The sequence below is a fragment of the Pandoraea sp. XY-2 genome (assembly GCF_004193915.1).
Taxonomy (GTDB): Bacteria; Pseudomonadota; Gammaproteobacteria; order Burkholderiales; family Burkholderiaceae; genus Pandoraea; species Pandoraea cepalis.
Window position 1 is genome coordinate 124,464 of record NZ_CP030849.1, and the last position, 20,910, is coordinate 145,373.

The 20,910-nt window shown below is 64.5% G+C and carries 17 protein-coding genes and 1 pseudogene; 10 read left to right on the forward strand and 8 right to left on the reverse strand.

Annotated elements, in window-relative coordinates; all coding sequences use genetic code 11:
* The first annotated feature begins 988 nt into the window (after positions 1-988).
* The 3 genes from DRB87_RS24065 to DRB87_RS00490 all read left to right on the forward strand — a co-directional run bounded on the left by DRB87_RS24065 (position 989) and on the right by DRB87_RS00490 (position 5,228).
* Positions 989-3,364 carry a hypothetical protein gene (locus DRB87_RS24065; protein ID WP_370364050.1) on the forward strand — a complete coding sequence of 792 codons (2,376 nt, stop codon included), beginning with the start codon at positions 989-991 and terminating at the stop codon, positions 3,362-3,364.
* A gap of 293 nt (positions 3,365-3,657) precedes the next feature.
* Positions 3,658-3,960 (forward strand): DUF4148 domain-containing protein, encoded by a 303-nt coding sequence (locus tag DRB87_RS00485; protein ID WP_130024451.1) that lies wholly within the window; start codon positions 3,658-3,660, stop codon positions 3,958-3,960.
* A gap of 416 nt (positions 3,961-4,376) precedes the next feature.
* On the forward strand, positions 4,377-5,228 hold the full coding sequence (locus tag DRB87_RS00490; protein WP_130024452.1) for an undecaprenyl-diphosphate phosphatase: 852 nt from the start codon (positions 4,377-4,379) through the stop codon (positions 5,226-5,228).
* A 63-nt stretch (positions 5,229-5,291) separates the two neighbouring features.
* Here the strand turns inward: DRB87_RS00490 and DRB87_RS00495 are convergent, their stop codons facing one another.
* Positions 5,292-6,155: a LysR substrate-binding domain-containing protein gene (locus tag DRB87_RS00495; protein ID WP_130024453.1), complete on the reverse strand. Its 864-nt coding sequence runs from the start codon at positions 6,153-6,155 to the stop codon at positions 5,292-5,294.
* 148 nt (positions 6,156-6,303) lie between these two features.
* On the opposite strand from DRB87_RS00495, the gene psrA reads away from it, so the two are divergent.
* Complete coding sequence (gene psrA, locus DRB87_RS00500) at positions 6,304-7,401, forward strand: iron-containing alcohol dehydrogenase PsrA (RefSeq protein ID WP_130024454.1); 1,098 nt, start codon at positions 6,304-6,306, stop codon at positions 7,399-7,401.
* 200 nt (positions 7,402-7,601) lie between these two features.
* Positions 7,602-8,908, forward strand: a pseudogene (locus DRB87_RS00505) (MFS transporter).
* Positions 8,909-9,005: 97 nt separating this feature from the next.
* Here DRB87_RS00505 and DRB87_RS00510 read toward each other — a convergent pair.
* Entirely contained in the window at positions 9,006-9,251 is a 246-nt protein-coding gene (locus DRB87_RS00510; protein WP_130024455.1) for a hypothetical protein, read from the reverse strand.
* Between the two features lie 521 nt (positions 9,252-9,772).
* Here DRB87_RS00510 and DRB87_RS00515 point away from each other — a divergent pair.
* A complete protein-coding gene (locus DRB87_RS00515; RefSeq protein ID WP_130024456.1) occupies positions 9,773-9,964 on the forward strand; it encodes a hypothetical protein in 192 nt (63 codons plus the stop codon).
* Between the two features lie 39 nt (positions 9,965-10,003).
* On the opposite strand, the gene DRB87_RS00520 is transcribed toward DRB87_RS00515, so the two are convergent.
* Both DRB87_RS00520 and DRB87_RS00525 read right to left on the reverse strand, forming a co-directional pair.
* Positions 10,004-11,281: a DUF445 domain-containing protein gene (locus DRB87_RS00520; RefSeq protein ID WP_130024457.1), complete on the reverse strand. Its 1,278-nt coding sequence runs from the start codon at positions 11,279-11,281 to the stop codon at positions 10,004-10,006.
* Positions 11,282-11,376: 95 nt separating this feature from the next.
* The gene (locus DRB87_RS00525) at positions 11,377-13,557 is read right to left on the reverse strand and encodes a malate synthase G (RefSeq protein ID WP_130024458.1); all 2,181 of its coding nucleotides are present in this window, start codon (positions 13,555-13,557) and stop codon (positions 11,377-11,379) included.
* Between the two features lie 462 nt (positions 13,558-14,019).
* Here DRB87_RS00525 and pepE point away from each other — a divergent pair, with 462 nt between their 5' ends.
* The gene (pepE, locus tag DRB87_RS00530) at positions 14,020-14,733 is read left to right on the forward strand and encodes a dipeptidase PepE (protein ID WP_130024459.1); all 714 of its coding nucleotides are present in this window, start codon (positions 14,020-14,022) and stop codon (positions 14,731-14,733) included.
* 167 nt (positions 14,734-14,900) lie between these two features.
* The gene (locus tag DRB87_RS00535; RefSeq protein ID WP_130024460.1) at positions 14,901-15,815 is read left to right on the forward strand and encodes a DMT family transporter; all 915 of its coding nucleotides are present in this window, start codon (positions 14,901-14,903) and stop codon (positions 15,813-15,815) included.
* A 127-nt stretch (positions 15,816-15,942) separates the two neighbouring features.
* On the opposite strand, the gene DRB87_RS00540 is transcribed toward DRB87_RS00535, so the two are convergent.
* The gene (locus DRB87_RS00540; RefSeq protein ID WP_130024461.1) at positions 15,943-16,365 is read right to left on the reverse strand and encodes a hypothetical protein; all 423 of its coding nucleotides are present in this window, start codon (positions 16,363-16,365) and stop codon (positions 15,943-15,945) included.
* A 191-nt stretch (positions 16,366-16,556) separates the two neighbouring features.
* Here DRB87_RS00540 and DRB87_RS00545 point away from each other — a divergent pair, with 191 nt between their 5' ends.
* The gene (locus DRB87_RS00545; RefSeq protein WP_130024462.1) at positions 16,557-16,910 is read left to right on the forward strand and encodes a DUF2288 domain-containing protein; all 354 of its coding nucleotides are present in this window, start codon (positions 16,557-16,559) and stop codon (positions 16,908-16,910) included.
* Positions 16,911-16,968: 58 nt separating this feature from the next.
* On the opposite strand, the gene DRB87_RS00550 is transcribed toward DRB87_RS00545, so the two are convergent.
* A complete protein-coding gene (locus DRB87_RS00550) occupies positions 16,969-17,343 on the reverse strand; it encodes a hypothetical protein (protein ID WP_130024463.1) in 375 nt (124 codons plus the stop codon).
* Positions 17,344-17,392: 49 nt separating this feature from the next.
* A complete protein-coding gene (locus DRB87_RS00555; protein ID WP_130024464.1) occupies positions 17,393-18,286 on the reverse strand; it encodes a LysR family transcriptional regulator in 894 nt (297 codons plus the stop codon).
* Positions 18,287-18,516: 230 nt separating this feature from the next.
* Between DRB87_RS00555 and DRB87_RS00560 the strand changes: the two genes are divergently transcribed.
* Positions 18,517-19,821: an MFS transporter gene (locus DRB87_RS00560; protein ID WP_130027639.1), complete on the forward strand. Its 1,305-nt coding sequence runs from the start codon at positions 18,517-18,519 to the stop codon at positions 19,819-19,821.
* A gap of 107 nt (positions 19,822-19,928) precedes the next feature.
* Here the strand turns inward: DRB87_RS00560 and DRB87_RS00565 are convergent, their stop codons facing one another.
* Entirely contained in the window at positions 19,929-20,837 is a 909-nt protein-coding gene (locus DRB87_RS00565) for a LysR family transcriptional regulator (RefSeq protein ID WP_130024465.1), read from the reverse strand.
* Positions 20,838-20,910 lie beyond the last annotated feature (73 nt).

Consider the following 20,910-nt stretch of genomic DNA (forward strand, 5'->3'; position numbering starts at 1 on the left):
GTTCTCGTCGGATGGCGACGTGTTGCGCGTCTTGCAGCCAATCGTCGACGTGGGTCTCGAATACGTCAAGCTCGGTCAGCCGGTGCCCACGCTCTCCGGCGGCGAAGCCCAGCGCCTGAAGCTTGCGGGTTTCCTGGCGGAAGCGGCGCAGAAGAAGACGGCGAGCGGACAGAAGGTAGCGCATCGCGGTCGGCTCTTCATTTTCGACGAACCGACAACAGGGCTGCATTTCGACGACATCGCCAAGCTCATGCGCGCGTTCGCCAAGCTGCTCGACGGCGGCAACTCGCTGCTCGTCATCGAACACAATCTCGATGTGGTGCGCGCGGCCGACTGGATCATCGACCTCGGGCCCGAAGGCGGCGAGGGCGGCGGCGAAGTGCTGTGCGCAGGTACGCTCGCGCAGGTGGTGGCGTGCGAGGGGTCGCACACCGGGCGCGCCCTGGCCGACTATGAGCGCAATATCGTGGCGCCCGGCCGATCAGCGGCGGTGGCCAGCGCCGATGGCGATCCGGGTATGCCGCTGCAAACGGCCTTGCGCGCGGCGCGCACGCAGCGCAAGCCGGCCGGCGGCAACGACATTCGTATCGTCAACGCCCGCGAGCACAACCTGAAAGCGCTCGACGTCGCGATTCCGCGCGGCAAGTTCAGTGTGATCACGGGGGTCTCTGGATCGGGCAAGTCGACGCTGGCGTTCGACATCCTCTTCAACGAAGGGCAGCGCCGTTATCTCGAATCGCTCAACGCCTATGCGCGATCCATCGTGCAACCGGCAGGGCGCCCGGAAGTGGATGCGGTGTACGGCATTCCGCCGACGGTCGCCATCGAGCAGCGGCTCTCGCGCGGCGGACGCAAGAGTACGGTGGCGACCACAACCGAAGTCTGGCACTTCCTGCGTCTGCTGTACGTCAAGCTCGGCATTCAACACTGCATTCACGACGGTTCGCCCGTTACGGCGCAAAGCCCCGATTCCATCGTCGCGCAACTGATGCGCGATCGGCGTGGCCAGCATGTGGGGCTGCTCGCGCCGCTGGTCGTGGGGCGCAAGGGGATCTACACCGATCTCGCGAAGTGGGCCAAGGCGCGCGGGCATTCGCATCTGCGTGTCGATGGCGTGTTCCTGCCGGTCGACCCGTGGCCGAAGCTCGATCGATTCCGCGAGCACACCATCGAACTGCCGGTGGGCGACGTGATCGTCACGCCCGAGACCGAAGGCTTGCTGCGCACGCTGCTGGCGGCGGCGCTCGAGCAAGGCAAGGGTGTGATGCATCTGCTCGCGCCGCTCGACGGTCTTGGCGACGCCATGAGCCGCGAACAGCCGGGCGAAGGCGTGGGCCAGATCGAAGTGTTCTCGGTCAAGCGCGCCTGCCCGGTGTGCGGCACGAGCTATCCGGATCTCGATCCGCGCATGTTTTCGTTCAACAGCAAGCATGGCTGGTGTCAAACGTGCGTGGGCACGGGTCTGGCGCTCACGCGCGAGCAGCGCGAAGCGTTCGACGACACCGTGCTCAATCAGGACAACCGGGGGCGCGAGCATTCGTTGCCGTCGGAGGAGCAGGAGCCGGAGGGCGTGGGTGATCAGCCGTGTCCGGATTGCCACGGGGCACGGCTCAATACCGTCGCGCGCGCGGTGACGTTCGACGAGCACGCGATCTCCGGCGTGGCGCAGTGGACCGTGACCGATGTGCGCGAGTGGATCGAAGGCCTCGAATTGCACGGTCGCGAGGCGAGCATCGCGCGCGACCTGATCAGTGAGATTCAGGGACGTCTGGCATTTCTCGAGGAAGTTGGGCTGGGCTACCTCACGCTCGATCGCGCGGCGCCGACGCTCTCGGGCGGCGAGTCGCAGCGCATTCGACTGGCGGCGCAGCTCGGCAGCAATCTGCAGGGTGTTTGCTATGTGCTCGACGAGCCGACCATCGGCCTGCACCCGCGTGATAACGGCATTCTGCTCGGCGCGTTGCGCAAGTTGGGTGACCAGGGCAACACGCTGGTCGTGGTCGAGCACGACGAAGACACGATTCGCCGCGCGGATCACATCATCGACATCGGTCCCGGTGCGGGCAAACGTGGCGGCACGCTGGTCGCGCAGGGCAGCGTCGCCGATCTGGCCTCGCACCCCGAGTCGCTGACCGGCAAGTTCCTGGCGCAACCGTTGCAACACCCGATTCATCCGCGCCGTGAAGTCGTTGCGCCTTCGACCGGCGTCGAGGCGGTGCCGCCGAACTGGCTGACGGTGCATGGCGCCACGCTCCACAACCTGAAGGACGTGACGGCGTCGTTGCCGTTGGCGCGACTCACGGCCATTACCGGCGTGTCGGGGTCGGGCAAATCGACGCTCGCACGCGACGTGCTGATGACGAACCTGCTCGACGCGGTGGGGCGTTCGGTGTTGTCGTCACCTGCCGAGCGACGTGCCCGCAAGGGCACGGTGCGTCACGCGGTGAAGGCGGACGGTAAGCCGCGTGCGATGTCGGCGGCACCGGCGGTGCCTCGCGGTCCTGTGGTGCACGCGTGGCACGGTTGCGCGTCGGTGACCGGCTGGGAGGCGATCGACCGTGTGCTCGAAGTCGATCAGACGCCCATCGGCAAGACACCGCGCTCGTGCCCGGCCACGTATATCGGCTTCTGGGACACGATTCGCCGCTTGTTTGCCGATACGCTCGAAGCGCGCGCCCGTGGTTATGCGGCGTCGCGCTTCTCGTTCAACACTGGCGAAGGCCGTTGTCCGGCGTGCGAGGGGCAGGGCGTGCGCACCATCGGCATGAGCTTCCTCGCCGACGTGAAGGTGCTGTGCGACGTCTGTCACGGTCAGCGGTTCAACGCCGAGACGCTGGCCGTCACTTGGCGCGGCAAGAGCATCGGCGACGTGCTGACGATGGAGGTCGACGAAGCCGTCGAGTTTTTCGCGTCGATGCCGAGCATTGCGCATCCGTTGCAACTGATGCAGGACGTCGGTCTCGGCTATCTCACGCTGGGGCAGCCGTCGCCGACGTTGTCGGGGGGCGAGGCACAGCGCATCAAGCTCGTGACGGAGTTGACCAAGGTGCGCGATGACGTCACGCGCCGCGGGCAGAAGACGCCGCACACGCTGTATGTGCTCGACGAGCCCACGGTCGGCCTTCACATGGCGGACGTGGCGCGTCTGATCCATGTGCTCCATCGGCTGGTGAATGGCGGGCACACTGTCGTCGTCATCGAGCACAACCTCGATGTGATTGCCGAAGCCGACTGGATCGTCGATATGGGCCCGGAGGGCGGCAAGCACGGCGGGATGGTCGTCGCCGCGACGTCGCCCGATGCGCTGACGCAGGTCGCGGCCAGCCACACCGGCATCGCCCTCAAGCCGGTACTCGGCCACTAGCGCACTCAATACGCCACAGGCGGGGATCGAGCGACATACGTCTCGCTCGGTTCCCGCCTGTGCGCAGACGTTCCCCTTCCGTTGTCATGACGCTCGGCCGTCGTCCAGCCGTCGTTACGCCGGCTTGTATGGACGTCGAGGCTCGATGCGGGATGCGTCGCGCCAATTATTTCTAAAACAGAAATTGCAAATGGACAAATATCGTCTTTATTGCAATTGACGATGCCAATAGACTGCAATTGTCGACGATGAATTGAACATCGCCGCGACTCAAACAGACAGGAGAAAACATCATGAAGCGCGCTCTTATTACCTCAGCCCTGGTTTCCGCAATGTTGGCCGTGTCGGCCGGTTCGGCCTTTGCCAGCGATGCCTTCGACGGCCCGACGGAATTCTCGTGGGTGCCGCAAACCAGCATGCTGACCCGCGCTCAGGTCGGTCAGGAACTGGCGCAAGCCCAGCAAGCCGGTCTGCTGCAGCAACACGATTCGGTTTATCCGAAGACGATCGCCAACTCGGGCGCTGCAGCGGTAGCTGCGACCCCGGGGTCGATCATCAACCTCGCCCTTGCTGGCAGCACGTACTTCGGTAGCTGATTCGCGTCACCCATCGCAGTACTGGCGGCACCTCCCGTGAGCCAGCGCCTGTGCGGCGCATCGCGACTCCGGGTCGCGGCCTCCGATAACAAATCGGCCACATCGCGTGGCCGATTTTGTTTTGTGCTTTCCCCCTTTGCGATGCGTCGCGCCCTGTGGACAAATCTGTCGATAACGCTGTGGGTAAGCTGTGGCACACCTGTGACCAAGCTGTGGATTTCCGGTGGGCAAGTCGCCCCGCATTGGCCCAAGGTACCCGTCGGAAACGGCTCACTTGCTCACTTCGCGACACGTCTGTTGGAGTATCATGCGCGGCAGCCGGTGGTGGGTAGGGAACCGGCGCCGCCGTCATGTGACCGTCACGAAAATGTCATGTATCCGGCGTAGGCTCCTTGCCCATTTCACAAGGATTTCGCATGGATTATCTGCAAGTGCTCGTGCTCGCGATTGTGCAGGGCGTGGCGGAGTTGCTCCCCGTGTCGAGTTCGGCACACGTGATCATGGCCGAGAAGCTGATGGGTCTCGACCCGTCGGCGCCCGCCATGACGTTGTTGCTCGTCATGCTGCACACCGGCACGATGCTCGCCGTCATCGTCTATTTCTGGAAGTCGTGGCGCGAGCGCTATTTCTCGTCGAAGCACGATTTCATGCATAACGCGAAGCAAGTCGTCATCGCGACGGGCTTCACGGGCGTGATCGGGCTGGCCTTGATGCTGTTTATCGAGAAGGTCTTGATGCGTGGCTCCGAACACGCCGAGATCGAGCACTTGTTCGGCAATCTGTACATCATCTCCGGCGGCCTCGCGATGGCGGGCATCCTGATTCTGATCTCGGGCAGTAAGCGCCCGCCGATGGGCGATCGCCCGTTGCGGGGTGCCGACTCCGCCTGGATCGGCGCGGTGCAGGGCTTGTGCCTGCCGTTCCGTGGTTTCTCGCGCTCGGGATCGACCATCTCGACGGGAATGATGCGCGGGCTCGATAAAATTCGTGTCGAGGAATTCAGCTTCGCGCTGGCCGTGGTGCTCACGCCGCCGGTGATCGCCAAGGAGGCGTACCGTCTGTACAAGTCGGGCGGCGCGCAATCGTTCTCCGGCCACTACATGACGGTGCTCACGCCGAGCCTCGTCGGCATGGTGTTCAGCTTTCTCGCCGGTCTGGTGGCGCTGCGCTGGTTGTCCCGCTGGCTCGAACACGGCCGCTGGTATCTGTTCGGCATCTACTGCCTCGTGGCCTCGGGCGTCGTGCTGGCGGCGAGCCAATATCTGTAATCGGTCAGGTGACGTCTTGCGTGGGCGGCGTGCCAGGCGCTGCCCATGCCATGCCCACAGGCGTCACACCAGTCCCGCCACGACCTCCAAAAACGCGGCAATCGCCCGCGACGCCCGCCGCTGCGCGAGACACACAACGACCGTTGTCGTCTCCACGCGTGCGTCGCTGATCGATACGGTGGCAAGTCGCGCGTCGGGCGTGTGCTCACGCGCCGACACCGCAGCGATTCCCAGCCCCAGAATGACCGCCTCGCGAATCGCTTCGCGACTGCCGATCTCCATCGCCACGGTTGGTGTCACCCCCGCCGCTTGCAACGCCGCTTCGAGCGCGTGACGCGTAGTCGATCCCGGCTCGCGCATGAGCATCGGTTCGTTCGCCAGCGCCGCAAGCGGTACGCTGCGTCGCTTGGCGAACCGGTGCGCGCGCGGCACCAACAGCACGACCGGATGGGTGCGATAGGGCACGGCATGCAGACGCGCGTCGTCGTGATAGCGCGCGAGCACCGCCACGTCCGTGCGGTAGGCCAGCAGGCTCTCGATCATCTCTTCGGAGTTGCCCGGCCGCATGGAAATGCGAATGCCGGGATAACGCGGCTGGAATGCCGCCACGATCTCCATCGCGTGATGCGGTCCGACGGCACCCAGGCGTAGTTCGCCGGTGCGCAGCTCGCCATGCTCCTTGAGCAGACCAAGCGCTTCGGCTTCGTCGGAGAAGATGCGCAGGCTCACCGCATACAACGATTTTCCGGTCGGCGTGAGCGTCAGTCCACGACCGTGCCGGTAGAACAGTTCGACACCGTAGGTCTCCTCCAGCGCACGAATCTGCGTGGTCATCGTGGGCTGGCTCACATGCAGCGCCTGGGCCGCGCGCGTCACGCTGCCGTGGTGCGCCACCGCATGGAACGAGCGCAGTTGGGTAATCCGCATCGATGACGCTCCCGTGACGAGGTATAGGTTTTACCAATACTTTGACGAAAAATTGTGAATTGGAAGTATAGGACGGTCCTCACCATAATCCAGCTCAATCTTCGTCAATCGATCGCAGCGCCTGCGGGTGCAGCGGCACCTCCTCACCATGACTGCATGTTCACGTTTCCATAATCCGGTCGATGTTCGCTTCGGTGCGGGTGCCCTTGCTCAGTTGCCCGAACTGGTCGGCGAGCGGCGGGTTGTGCTCGTCACCATGCCCGAAGCGCGGGCGCTCGGCATGACGGGGCGAGTCGAAGCGCTGCTCGGGCAACGGCTGGCGGGGACGATCGATCGAGTCAGCCCGAACCCGGATGTGCGCGAACTCGCCCCGATGTATAGCGATTTCTGGCGGCGGTACGGCCAGTGCGAGGTGGTCGTGGCGCTGGGCGGCGGCAGCGCGCTGGACACGGCCAAGCTGCTGATGGTCGCGGGCGAGGACGATCGCTTTGCGACGCTCGTCGATGCGCTTGATGCGGGGGGCGACTTCCGGCCATCGCGGACCAAGCGGCTCATCACCGTTCCGACGACGGCGGGCACCGGCAGCGAAGTCACCCCGTGGGCCACGTTGTGGGATCGTCATGTGAAGCACAAGAAGTACTCGCTGCATTTACCCGAGACGTGGCCGGAGGCGGCGATTGTCGATCCGCAACTGACGCGCTCGCTGCCGCACGCCGTAACGCTGCAAAGCGGGCTCGACGCCCTCTCGCACGCGCTCGAGGCGATCTGGAACGTCAACGCCAATCCGATTTCCGACACCTTCGCCGTGACGGCGGCGCGCGACATGATGCGCGTGTTGCCGCAGCTGATGGTGTCGCTGGACGACGAGGCGTTGCGCGCTCAGGCGGCGCTTGCGGCACTGCAAGCGGGCATGGCGTTCTCCAACACGAAGACCGCGTTGGCGCATTCCATTTCGTACGACATGACGATTCGACATGGACTCCCGCACGGCATTGCGTGCTCGTTCACCTTGCCGGCGGTGATGCGTCTGGCGATAGGCCGCCGTGCCGATCGCGACGCGGTGCTGGCGCAGGTGTTCGACGGCGACATTGGCCGCGCCCCGGACAAGCTCACCGCGTTTCTCAACGGTTTGGGCGTGGCGACCGAGTTTTCAGCCTATGGCGTGTCCGAGCCTGAATCGAGTGCGATGATCGCCGCCGCGCTCGACGGCCCGCGCGGACGCAATTTCATCGGCGCTACCGACTGATCGTCAGGTGGCCGCCACGGTCGTATGCGTTCGCGCGCATGCGTGTTTTCGCGTCTTACCCGCAGTGCCCGTAATCCGCATCATCAAAACATAGCCGCATGATCCAAAGGCGGCACCGAGACATCCAGGAGACAGACGCCCGGCGCAGACCGGTGCGTCGCAGCGCGCCGCCACGGCGCGGCGCATCAACAGGAGGCGCAATGGAACAGGTTCTCACGGGCGTGGGCGGCAGCGATGCCGTCACCGCCGAAAAAGCGGTGCGCACGGTCGCGCTGGCCAGCCTGATCGGCACGACCGTCGAATGGTATGACTTCTTCCTGTACGGCACCGTGACAGGCCTCGTCTTCAACAAGCTCTTCTTTCCCAGCGGCGATGCCTTCATTGCCACCGCGCTCGCCTATACGGTCTACGCGGTGGGCTTCGCCACGCGTCCGATCGGGGCATCCTGTTCGGTCACTTCGGCGACCGGTTGGGACGCAAGCCATTGCTCATCGTCACGCTCTCCATCATGGGGGTGTCGACGTTCCTGATCGGACTGGTGCCGACCTACGACAGTATTGGCATGGCAGCCCCGCTGATTCTGCTGTTCCTGCGTCTGTTGCAGGGCATTGGCCTGGGCGGCGAATGGGGTGGCGCGGTGCTCATGGCGTTTGAGTACGCACCGCGCGACCGGCGCGGGCGATTCGCGGCGTATCCGCAGATCGGGCTTGCCGTGGGGCTGTGCCTGTCGACCGGTGTGGTCGCGCTGCTCTCATCCACGCTGACGGATGCACAGTTCATGGCCTGGGGCTGGCGCCTGGCGTTCATGCTCAGCGTGGTGCTCGTGGCGGTGGGCATGTTCATCCGGCTGCGCGTACTGGAGACGCCCGAGTTCGCGCGCATCAAGGACAGTCAGCGCGTCGCGCATGTGCCGCTCTCGGAGATTGCGCGCGATTACCGGCGTAACGTGCTGCTGGGCTGGGGCGCGCGTTACATCGATGGCGTGGTGTTCAATGTCTACGCGGTGTTCGCCATCTCGTATCTCGTTGGCACGCTGCACTTTCCGAAGACGCCGATCCTGCTGGCAGTCACGCTCGCGGCCATGGTGTTGATCGTCACGATTCCGTATGCCGCGAAGCTGTCGGACCGCGTGGGACGCCGTCGAGTGTTCGGCTGGGGCGCGTTGGCCTGCGGCGTGTCGGCGATACCGGCATTGGCGGTGATGCACTATGCGACGAGCGTCTGGTGGGTGTCGCTCGCGGTGATTGTGCCGCTGGGCGTTGTGTATGCGTTCGTTTATGGTCCCGAGGCGTCGATGTTCTGCGAACTGTTCGACACGCGGGTTCGTTACACGGGCATCTCGGTCGTGTATCAAGTGTCAGGAATCGTTTCCAGCTCGATCACACCGTTGGTGGCGGCGACGCTGCTCGAATACGGGGGGCACAAACCGTGGTGGATCGCGGTGTATGTGCTGGCGGTGGGATGCCTGTCCGCCGCGTGTGCGGCAGCGATGAAACGGACTTACTGAGGGGGAACGACGGGACGGGGATGCGTGTAGGGTGCCCGAGCATCGGGAATTCGGCAGGCCGGTGGATGGCTACCCGGCTTGCCGTTTTTTGCGCGGCTTACTGACCGAAGTAGATCGAACCGGCGCGATTCACCCGGCCCGGAACTTCATAGGCAGGGGCGACGGTCGTCGTTTGCGAAGTCGCTGCCACCGCACCCGGCTGGGCCTGCGTTTGAACTTGAACCTGCGCTTGCGTCTGCGTTTGCTGCGGTTGGGCGGCCGCTGGGGTATTCTCGGCGGCGCTCGCGGCACCTGCGCTCAATAGCGCGGCAGCGAAGGCCGAAGCGATCAGAATGGACTTCATTGTCATTTCTCCTGTCTGGCGAGACGTCCACCATGGGCGCCGTCATTGGCGCCAATCTACGCCCACGCAGGAAGGAGAAAAATGCGCTCCCGGAGAAGGGAGTATTGCTGAAAATGAAACAATAAAACGCCGAAAAGCGCGATTCACTATGCGGGACAACGAGCCCGGACAATACGCGCCGCAGTGATGCGCCCAGTATCGCTTGGCGTCGAAGCGTTCAGCGACGCGTCACGCGCGCTTGCTGACGGCGCGTACGCGCGGCACGGCTGCGCAGATACGACGCGGTGAGCAGCGAGGCACTTGCCAGCAGAAGGAAAGAACCGAGGGCAGCCATGGTAATGCTCCTGTACGAGCCGGCGTCGTCCGCGGTGCGGTGCACCCTGCGAGCCACGACGTCGACTGACTTCATCATGTTGTCACTCTACTGCTGTCGCACTTGGCGATAAACCCCATCCGATCAAACAAGTTGTTGCGCGCCGCGACATTTCCCTCTAATTCGTGCTGCGATCCGCCTCAGACCGGTGGTATCCACCGCTGTTGTCGGCATTAACCAATTGATTTTCATTGGTTTTTTGGAATTCGGCAATCTACGGGACGCCGATGCCGCGGCGTTGCGAAAAAACCACGGGTTTTCCCTAGGATTGGCCGGTATTCAGGCAATGGGCGGCGCAGCGCAGCAAAAGGGGGGGCGGCGGCAGATTCGGTCCGGCTGAGCGGTGCGCGTCTGCTACCGGGTCCGACGCCGATGCTCGTCAGTGGCCGCGCGAAAGCAGCACCGGTCCCTGGGCAATCAAATAGAGCACGGCGCCGATCAGTCCACCGACGAGTGTGCCGTTGATGCGGATGTACTGCAGGTCCTGCCCGACGCTCAGGCGGATTTGCTGTGACAGGTGCTCGGCATTCCAACCGTGCACCGTTGCACGAATGTGCTCCGTCACGAAGTCGGCAAAGCCCGGTGCCATGCGCTCGGCCGCATCCAGCAATTGCGCGTCGAGCGCTTTGCGCAGCGAGTCGCTTCGCGCCAGCTCCTGACCCATCCACGCGGCCGCGCCGGTAATCTTGGCGCCGATCACCGAGTCGTCGCGCGCGAGGTCGCGCCTCACCCAGCTTCGCCACTCGTTCCACAGACCGCCGACATAGGCGTTCAACGCGGTGTCGCCTTTCAGTTGGGTCTTGAAAGCATCGAGCTTCGACTGAAAGTCGGCGTCGTGCTTGAGCCGCTCGATCAGCCTCGCGAGCGCGCGATCGAACGCCTGACGCAATTGATGCGATTCGTCCGCTTCCATTTGCGCCAGCAGGCGCGTGACGGCCGCCGAAATCATGTCGGAGCCCTTGTTGCCGATCCACTCCGACGGCAGCACCTTCTCCTTCTTCGGATGATCGCTCTTGAGCCAGTCGACGATGCGCGCCGAAATGAATTCGCGCGTCTGCGGTTCGTTCAGGAGTTCGACGAGGTAGTCGAGCGTCTCGTCGAGCAGCGCTTGATGACGGCCGTCGCGCGTGAGCGTGTCGAGCATGGCGGCCGCCGATTGTGACAGATCGAGCCGGTCGATCATCGTGTCGAGCGCGCGGCGGATAAAGGCCTGCACGTTGCGCTCGTCCATCACATCGAGCACCCCGCTGGCCACTTTCACCAGCACCGCGCTCAACTGACGCGTGTTTTCGTACGAGCCGAGCCAGTGCGTGACGGCGTCCGCCGGGTTCTGTTGCCGGATGAGCCGAACGACCGAGGGGGTGTCGAGAAACTTCTCGCGCACGAAGCGGGCGAGACCGTCGCCGAGGGCGTCTTTCTTGCGAATCAGGATGTTCGTGTGCCGCGCGAGCCCAGGAATCGGAATGCGCCGGAACAGGGCTTCGACCGCGAACCAGTCCGCCAGTCCGCCGACCATCGCGGCTTCGGCCGCCGCCCGGATCCAGCCCGTAACGAAGTGCTCGGGCATGAAGAGCGTGGCGACAAAGATCACCAGCGCGGCCAGAAGAAACCACAGGGCGCGACGCTCGGCGCGTTGCAGGGCGATGGCGGGGTCCATGCGCAGCCGGCTCCTAAAATACAAAGACGCCCGACAGGTTACCCCGTCGGGCGTCCGATGATAAGCCGCTAACCGATCGACTTATCGTCGTGCGATTACCCGCGTTGCTTCGCCTTCAGTTCGAGACGGTACTTGTGCAGCAGCGGCTCGGTGTAGCCGCTGGGCTGCGTCAGACCTTCGAACACCAGGGCGCTCGCGGCCTTGAATGCCAGCGAGTCGTCGAAGTTCGGCGCCATCGGACGATAGTGCGCATCGCCCGCGTTCTGCTTGTCGACCACGGCGGCCATGCGCTTCAGGGTCTCTTCGACCTGTGGGCGCGTGATGACGCCGTGACGCAGCCAGTTCGCCAGATGCTGGCTCGAAATGCGCAGCGTGGCGCGGTCTTCCATCAGGCCGATGTCGTTGATGTCCGGCACCTTCGAGCAACCCACACCCTGATCGATCCAGCGAACGACGTAGCCCAGAATGCCCTGCGCGTTGTTCTCGATCTCCTTGCGGATTTCGTCGGCGGACCATTCGGCCTTGGCCACGACCGGCACCGTCAGCAGGCCCGTGAGCAGCGTGTCGCGCTCCTTCGCGTAGTCGATCTTCTCGAGTTCCTGCTGGACGGCCTGCACGTCGACCATGTGATAGTGCAGGGCGTGCAGCGTGGCCGCGGTCGGCGACGGCACCCAGGCGGTGTTCGCCCCGGCCTTCGGATGCGCGATCTTCTGCTCGAGCATGGCTTGCATCAGGTCCGGCATGGCCCACATACCCTTGCCGATCTGTGCGCGGCCCCGCAGGCCGGCGGCCAGACCCACGAGCACGTTGCTCTTCTCGTAGGCCGTGATCCACGCGGACGACTTCATGTCGCCCTTGCGCATCATCGGACCGGCTTCCATCGCGGTATGCATCTCGTCGCCCGTGCGATCGAGGAAGCCCGTGTTGATGAATGCAACGCGCGCTGCGGCGGCGGCGATACAGGCCGAGAGGTTCACGCTCGTGCGGCGCTCTTCGTCCATGATGCCCATCTTGAGCGTGTTGCGCGGCAGGTCGTACAGCGCTTCGATGCGGCCGAACAGTTCGTCGGCGAAGGCCACTTCGGCCGGGCCGTGCATTTTCGGCTTCACGATGTAGATCGAGCCGGTGCGCGAATTCAGGCGATGCTTGCGGTCATGCAGCGAGGCGAGCACGGTGACCACGCCGTCGAGAATGCCTTCCGGAATCTCGCGGCCTTCGCGATCGGTGATCGCCGGGTTGGTCATCAGGTGACCGACGTTGCGGATGAACAGCAGCGAGCGGCCGTGCAGCTTCACGGGCTGGCCGTTGGCACCGGTGTATTCACGGTCGGCGTTCAGGCGGCGCGTGAAGGTCTTGCCGCCCTTCTCCACGGCTTCCGTCAACGTGCCTTGCATCAGGCCGAGCCAGTTGCGATACAGGTCGACCTTGTCGTCGGCGTCCACGGCGGCGACCGAGTCTTCACAGTCGATGATGGTCGTGACGGCGGCTTCGACGAGCACGTCCTTGATATGCGCCGCGTCGGTCTTGCCGATCGGGTGGCTGGCGTCGAACTGGATCTCGAAGTGCAGACCGTGGTGTTTGAGCAGCACGGCCGTCGGCGCCGCGGCTTCGCCTTGATAGCCGACGAACAGGGCAGGCGTGGCCAGGCCCGTCTCGCCGGTCTTGGTCGTGACGATGAGTTTGCCGTTCTCGACGCGATAGCCGGTGGCGTCCTTGTGCGAGCCGTCGGCCAGCGGCGCGGCCTGATCGAGGAAGCCGCGTGCGAAGGCAATCACGCGTTCGCCGCGCTTCGGGTTGTAGCCGGTGCCCTTTTCTGCGCCGTCCGTTTCAGGGATGGCGTCGGTGCCGTAGAGCGCGTCGTACAGGCTGCCCCAGCGCGCGTTGGCGGCATTCAGGGCGTAGCGGGCGTTGGAGAGCGGCACCACGAGCTGCGGACCGGCCTGCTCGGCAATTTCGTGGTCGACGTTGGCCGTCGTGGCCTGCACGCTGGCAGGCGCGGGCAACAGGTAACCGATCTTTTCGAGGAACGCGCGATAGGCTGCGGCGTCGGCGATGGGACCCGGGTTGGCACGGTGCCAGGCGTCGAGTTCGCTTTGCAGGCGGTCGCGTTCGGCGAGCAAGGCGCGATTCTTCGGGCCGAGGTCATGAACGATGGCGTCGAAGCCTTTCCAGAACGCATCGACATCGACACCGGTGCCCGGCAGGGCTTCCTTTTCGATGAACGCGATCAGATTGTCTGCGACCGTCAGGCCGCCACGCTGGGAAGTGGAAGTCATGATGCTGTACTCGAGTTTGAAAACCAGGTTGACGCGATTTCGTCCAATGACCTTGCCGAGACACCCACGCGGTTGGCGTGAGGATGACGACCGGGTGGTTGACGATAAGGGGCAGTCTTATATAAGACCCTGAGTGTAATCCTTCTCCGGTCGCTCGGAAACCCGGGATTTCGCGTCGTGATACGCCCGCAACTTATAGGCGGCATAAGGATTTGCGTATGAAGCCGGCGCCACGGGGCTTTGCGTCGGATACCGAAAGCGGGCGGTGCGGTTGCAGCATTCGGTATGGCATTTCACTTCATGAGAAATGGGGGCGCCGTACGCGGAGGTGACCGCTACGCGGATCGAGGTGCGTCGTGCCTGCGTTGAGGCGACGGGTACACTCACCGCTTGCACCGAATGTGCGCGACGCGCCCGCGCCGGGCCGTTCTCCCGAAAACATCTGCCCTGGAGGCATGAGTCGTGAAACAGATCTTGATGATGAGCAGTTCCCGCAAGGGCAACCAGGGCTATCTGGCGCATGCCGACGATCAGATGCACGCGGTGCTCGGCGATCGCGCGAAACGTGTGTTGTTCGTGCCGTATGCCGGGGGCATCACCTACAGTTACGACGAGTATGAAGCGCGCGTGAGGCCCACGTTCGAGCGGCTGGGCTATGCCCTCGAGTCGATTCACCACCACAAGGATCCGCGCGCCGCCGTCGAGCAGGCGCAAGCCGTCGTGGTGGGCGGGGGCAATACGTTCGTGCTGCTCGATCGTCTGTACAACGCGGGCATCGTGGGCCTGCTGCGCGAGCGTGTGAGCGCGGGGATGCCTTACGTGGGGTGGAGCGCCGGGGCGAACGTGGTGTGCCCGACCATTCGCACGACCAACGACATGCCCATCGTCGAGCCGCCGACGCTCAAGGCGCTCAACCTGATTCCGTTCCAGGTGAATCCGCATTTCATCAGTGGGAAGCCTGCGGGGCACAACGGCGAATCGCGCGAGGAGCGGCTGGCCGAGTATCTGGCGATCAATCCGGACGAGCGCGTCGTTGCGATTCCAGAGGGCACGGCGTTGCATGTGCAGGGCGAGAACGCCACCGTACTCGGTGAATTCGACGCATTGCATTTCAAGCAGGGCGGTATCGTCGACAAACTCGCGACGGGTAGCACGTTTGCGCTGGCGTCGATCTGACGTCGATCGGATTCGCGGGGGCATCGTGCCATCGCGCAGATGACGGCCGGCCACGTGCCGGTCGGGTCTTCCGATATTTCCGAAAGCTGACTTTTTTGCGTCCAACGGCATTCTGCTGGTGCATTTCCGCTGGCAGAATGCGGCGTCAAATTTGTTCATCTCGGAAAATGCGCGTATTCCATCGCATCAGCGACCGGCCGGAGATCTGCGCGCTCATCGCCGCCGTTCTGAACGGCACGATCGGCGTGTTGACGCGAACGGGGTTCGATCAAGGGGCCACGCCCGCACTGATCGCCTTCTGGAAGTGCTTCGGCGCGTTCGTCGTGGTGTCGCTGCTTTGTGCCTGTCGTCACGAACTCGGCGCGCAGACCGTTCGGCTGGCCCGTCGCTGGCCTCAGTTCGCATGCCTCGCGTTTCTCGGCATTTTCAGCCTTTACTACTTCGAGACGATGGCGTTCTCGCACGCATCGATTCCGCTCGTCTCGTTCCTCACGTATGCGGCGGGCGGCGCTACGCTCGCCCTGTCCGGTCGGTTTCTCGGGGAGACGACAACGCGTCGGAAGGCGGCCGCCTTTCTGGCAATCGTCCTCGGCGTCGGTGTGATGGGGCTGTTCGAAAGCGGCATCGACGGCAGCACGGCGGGCATCGCCCTGGCGCTGGCCGGTGGATGCGGCTACGCGCTGTTCATCTTCCTCGCCAAGTGGTTCAGGATCGGCTCGGGATTGCCGCAGCTCGTTTGGCTATTTGGGTTCGGCAGTGCGTTTCTGTCGATACCACTGATGCGCGAGGGATTCGCCATGCCCAGCGGCTTGGCCTGGATAACGCTATGCGCGCTCGTGCTGCTTCCAACGATCGGGGGCTTCTATTTCACCACGCGGGCGGTTGAGAGCGGTCAGGCCAGCAAAGTGCAGATCATCGAGACCAGCGACCCCCTGTTCGCGACGCTGTTCGGATTCGCGCTCTTCGGCGACCGGCTGAGTCGAGAAGGCATGCTCGGCGCAGGCTTCATCGCCATCGGACTCGTGATTGCGGTCTGGCATCGACCGGGGGATGGCGCAACGTCGGCGCGCTATGACGTGTAGCCCCTGCGCAAACGAAATCGCCGCCCAGGTGTGAGCCTCGGGCGGCGGTTTACCGGCACGCAGCAACGGCGACAGCGGCGACGCCGGCCGTTGTACCGACAGCGACAGTGTCAGGACCGATGCGTGATCAGGCTTCGTCGTCGAGCCACGGCACTTCGACGTCGGTCAGGAACGCGACCATCGCGAGCGGACGCGCTTCATGGCGCCCCATCTTGCCATCGGCGCGGTGCCACACCACCTCGAAGGTTTCCGGATACTTTTCAGCGCTCAACCGTACGGTGCGCAGCTCTTCTTCGTCGGCCTCTTCGATGGGGCCGTCGAACGACAGCATGAGCGCCTGCGGCCACACACCATCTTCCGGGTCGTAGACCTTGTCGCCGTTGGGCACGTCGACCACCGCTTCGACGCCGATCGTTGCCGACGCTGCCACGATCATCTCGCCAAGGGCGCGCAGCAGCGCGGTCGCACGGGCGGAGTTGATCTGGCGCATGGCGAGATCGCCGCGCGTCAGCGCTTGTTCCAGCTTGGGATCGGTTTTTTGTTTGGACATGCGGTTCCTCGGTAAAACGTTAGCCACCACGCAGCAGTCATGCCATGTCGCTGCGACACCGGTGCGCTACGTGGGGTTCCGATGCTACCACCGTCGCGCATGCCGGGGCGCATTACAATGCGGGTTTTCATTATTTACGCTTCGCCGGCGCAGTCGTTGTCGTCGACCCGCGCCATCTGGAGCCCGTTGTCATGGATTCGCCCAAGCCCGCCCAATCAGTTCAAGCTTCCCAAGCCGCCGCGTCCGGTGCCAGCGACGTCTATCTGCGTCTGCTCGGTGAGACCGCCAAGATCGACTGGAAGGATCTGGAATCGTTCTTCGCGCGCGGTGTGCTGCTGAATGTGGCGCCCGGCGTCGACCTCGTATCGGTCGCCGAGGCCGTTGCCAACGACGATAAGGCCACCGTGTCTCAATGGCTATCGTCGGCCTTGGTGCAGCGCATGCAAGCCGAGCAAGCCGCCGATTTCTCCGCGCGCACGCCGGAGCTTTGGGCGGTGGTCGTCGCGCCGTGGGTGCTCGTACAGGAACGCGGCATCGTTGCATGATGGCGTGACGCGCGCGCTGATAAACCCCCGTCAACGCGTCGAATTCGCTACTTCGTCATTACTCCGGAATTCCCGCTTCGATGAGGCGCCGCGTGCAGTCTTCCAACAGATCCTGCGCCACCGCCGACGCAAACGCATAGTCCGCGTCGAGCGATTCCGTCATTTCATGCGCCGTATACAGGCCGGCTTCGCGCGAGAGCGTGCCGGCCAGTTCGCGCGCGAAATCGTCGCTCAACGTTGAAAGCAGGCGGCGCTCTTCGAGCGGTAGCTGCAGCTTCGAGCGCGATAGCCACAGTTGCGCGAGCGTCGCGCCCTGCTTGTCCGTCATCCACTGCCCATGCTCGTAAAAGGCCGACAGACGCTCGGCCGTCAGCGCGAACAGCAGCGCGCGACGGGTGTTGAAATTCAGACGAATCGGAGTGGCTTCCGGCATGACGGCAACCGCAATAAGCGGACAAAATCGGGATCAGGGGGCAAAGGTATCACGCGAAGAGTCGCAGCAGCGCATTGCGCGCATGACGGATCAGGTCGGTTTCGTCGGCGCGTCCGGGCAGCAGGTGGAATTCCGCGCGCGGCAGCGGCGGCAGACCGAGCGACGGCGGACACACCACGAGATCGGGCGTGAGTGCCGATTCATTCAGGCACGAAATCCCCAGCCCCGCGCCGAGCGCCAACTGCATGCCGGCCACGCCCGCCGCCGAGTGGGAGATGCGATAGGCCACGTTATGCCGCTCCAGTACTGTGAGTACGAGGCTTTGCAGCGTGCATGCCGGCGGCATTGTCACCAGCGGCAGCGGATCACCGAGGGGCTCGGCCAACGTCGACGACATCGCCCACACGAGCCGCTCGCGGCGCACCAGCGTGCCCGGCGTTCTGTAGCCCAGCGCCTTCGCGCCCTTGCCGATATCCTCGTTCATCAGACGCAACACCAACCCTACGTCGAAGTGTTCACCGGTCAGGGCGGTGCGCTCGATCTGCGCGCTTTGCATGGCGCTCACATGCAGTCGCAGGCGCGGGTAAAGGCTCGTGAATCGCTTGAGCACGCGGCCGACATCGTGCGGACGGTAATAGTCAGTGATGGCAATGCGCAACTCGCCGTCGAGCAGCACACCCTGCAGATCCTCGAACGCCGCCTCGGACAGTGCCGAGATCTGCCGCGCATAGGTGAGCAACCGCGTGCCCGCCGGGGTCGGACGCATGCCTTTGCGCGATCGCACCAGCAACGGCTGACCGGCGCGCGCTTCGAGCTTCTGAAGTTGCTCGCTGACCGTCGATTGCGACAGGAAGATCTGCTCCGCTGCCGCCGAAATGCTGCCGGCGTCGTGGATGGCGATAAACGTGCGCAACTGTGTGAGGTCGAAGGCGCGGGGGGTCATGGTGGCTCTCGCGATGATGATCCGGAAAATACGATATACGGCATCGAATTTTCCCGCTTTTCCGATGCAATGTCTATCCGTAGGATGCGGTTCATGGTGGCCCGAACTGTGCATTGGCACCCGTCGGACGCCGCGATTCCCCCTCTTCCCTTATGAGCCGTGTGCCTGCGGGCCGCGCACTGTCACACATGAACGAACGTCTGTGTACCGCTCCCGCCACTGCCCGTCGGATGGCCCTGGCATCGAATGCCTCGACGCCCCCCCGCAGCTTGGGCCGCAACCACCGCTGGAAGGTGCTGGGCGTTGGCGTGGCCGCCAATGCCAGCTTTGCCGCTGCGATGGGCGGCATTCCCGCCACCGCAGTGCAAATGCGCAGTGCCTACGCCCTGGCCAATAGCGATCTCGGCATCGTGCTCGGCATGATCGGGCTGGGCATCGCCGTCTCCGAACTGCCGTGGGGCATGCTCACCGACCGCTGGGGCGACCGGCGCGTGCTGCTTGTCGGATTGATGGTGACGGCGTTCGCGCTTGTTGGCCTGGCGTTCTGGGGCGTGCCGACGGCGCATTTCGTCCCGTCGATGCCGATGCTTGCGGCGGGGATGCTGGCGATCGGCGTGCTCGGCGGCAGCGTCAATGGATCGAGCGGGCGCGCCATCATGCGCTGGTTCCACGATCGCGAGCGAGGGCTGGCGATGAGTGTGCGGCAATGCGCCGTGCCGCTCGGCGGCGGCGTGGGCGCGCTGGCGTTGCCCGGCGCGGCGCAGCACTTCGGCTTCGAGGCCGTCTTCGGCGGGCTGGCTTTGGCGTCTTTCGCTGCCGCCGTCGTGGCGTGGCGGTGGCTGCTCGAACCGCCGGAGGAACCGCAGGAGCGCGCGAGCAAGACGGCGCGCGGGGATGCCGTCGCCGACGGACATCCGGCCGCAAGCTACTCGCCGTTGCGCGACACACGCTTGCTGAGCACGGCGCTGGGGATGGCGGTGCTTGCCATGCCGCAGATTGCGGTGCTGACGTTCGGGACGGTGTTTCTGCATGACGTTGCGCACGCCAGCGTCGCGACCATCTCGCTGACGCTCGGCGCGGTGCAGGCCGGCGCCGCGATCACACGGGTGTGGAGCGGGCGTTTCACCGACAAGCGCCGCAACCGTCCGCAATATCTGCGCGTTTGCGCGATGGCGGTGGGGGCTGTCTTCGCCTCGCTGGCGCTGCTCGTGACGGCGCTGACGCATCGCCCGGAATGGCTGGCGCATGGCACGCCGTGGATGATCGCGCTGCTGATTGCAGGGGGTGTGGTGGCGTCGGCGTGGCACGGGGTGGCGTTCACCGAGTTGGCCACCCTGGCGGGGGCGTCGCGTGCGGGAACGGCGCTCGGCATCGGCAACACCGGTGTGTTCCTGACGATGTTCCTCACGCCGCTCGCGATTCCGCTGCTGCTGTCGATCGGCGGCTGGGGACTGGTGTGGGCCGGGGGGCTCGTGTGTGCCGCGCTGGCATGGCCGCTCTTTGTCTGGTCGCATCGCGGCCTGGCGCGGGCTTGATCGCTACCGCAGCCCGAGGCGCCAGACCCCAAGCGTGTTACGTCTGGAAAGCGCGAAGGTGTGAATGGGCACGAAGGGCGCGCAGCCCATTCGGCACGGTTGACCTGCTACGGTAGACGCACGTTCGCCATGAGAAAGTCGAGGAACGCCCGCACCCGTGCGGGCAAATGACCGCCCTGCCCCACGTACACCGCATGCACGGGCTCCAGATCGCCCGGGTTGTAATCGTCGAGCACGGTGACCAGCCGGCCGGCGCGCAGATCGTCGTCGACGTGGTAGCGCGAATGTCGCGCCAGCCCCAGCCCCTGGACCGCGAGCTTGCGCATGATCTCGCCGTCGCTCACGACCATATTGCCGACCTGCGGATAGTGCGTGATGCCGCCGGCGCCATCGAGAAATGGCCAACCCTGCACCTGACGGTCGAAATTGAACGCCATGACGTTGTGGTGGATCAAGTCGGCCGGCGTGCGCAGCGGGCCGTTGCGGGCGAGATAGTCGGGCGACGCCACCACGAGCAAGCGGCTTTCGCCTAGCTTGCGAGCGACTAGCCGGGAATCACGAAGCGGGCCGGCCCGGACGGCGACGTCGGCGCGTTGCTCCAGCAGATCGACGACCGTGTCGGTGAGTGTCAGATCGAGACGGATCTCGGGGTATTGCGCGAGAAACGCCGGAATGACGGGCAGCAGATAGTGCGAGCCGATCGGTACGCTGGAATTCACCCGCAGCAGCCCGCGCGGCACCGCACCCGCCGCCGCTTCGCGCTCTGCGGCTTCGATGTCGGCCAGCACGCGCATCGCCCGCTCGTGAAAGGCCGTGCCCTCGGGGGTGAGTTGCAGGCGGCGCGTCGAACGATTGAACAAGCGGGCACCCAGACGCGCCTCGAGCCGCGCAATCAGCTTGCTCACGGCGGACGGCGTCATATGCAGCGCGCGCGCCGCCGCCGAGAAGCCGCCGAGCTCGACCACACGCGAGAAAACTTCCATATCGCCGGAGCGATTGACGTCCTGTCGACCCATCGGCGGTGTCCTCCGGCGTTCCTGCGAAAGGGGATGCGGCGTATTGTGACATCAAGTCACAAATCATGTTCCT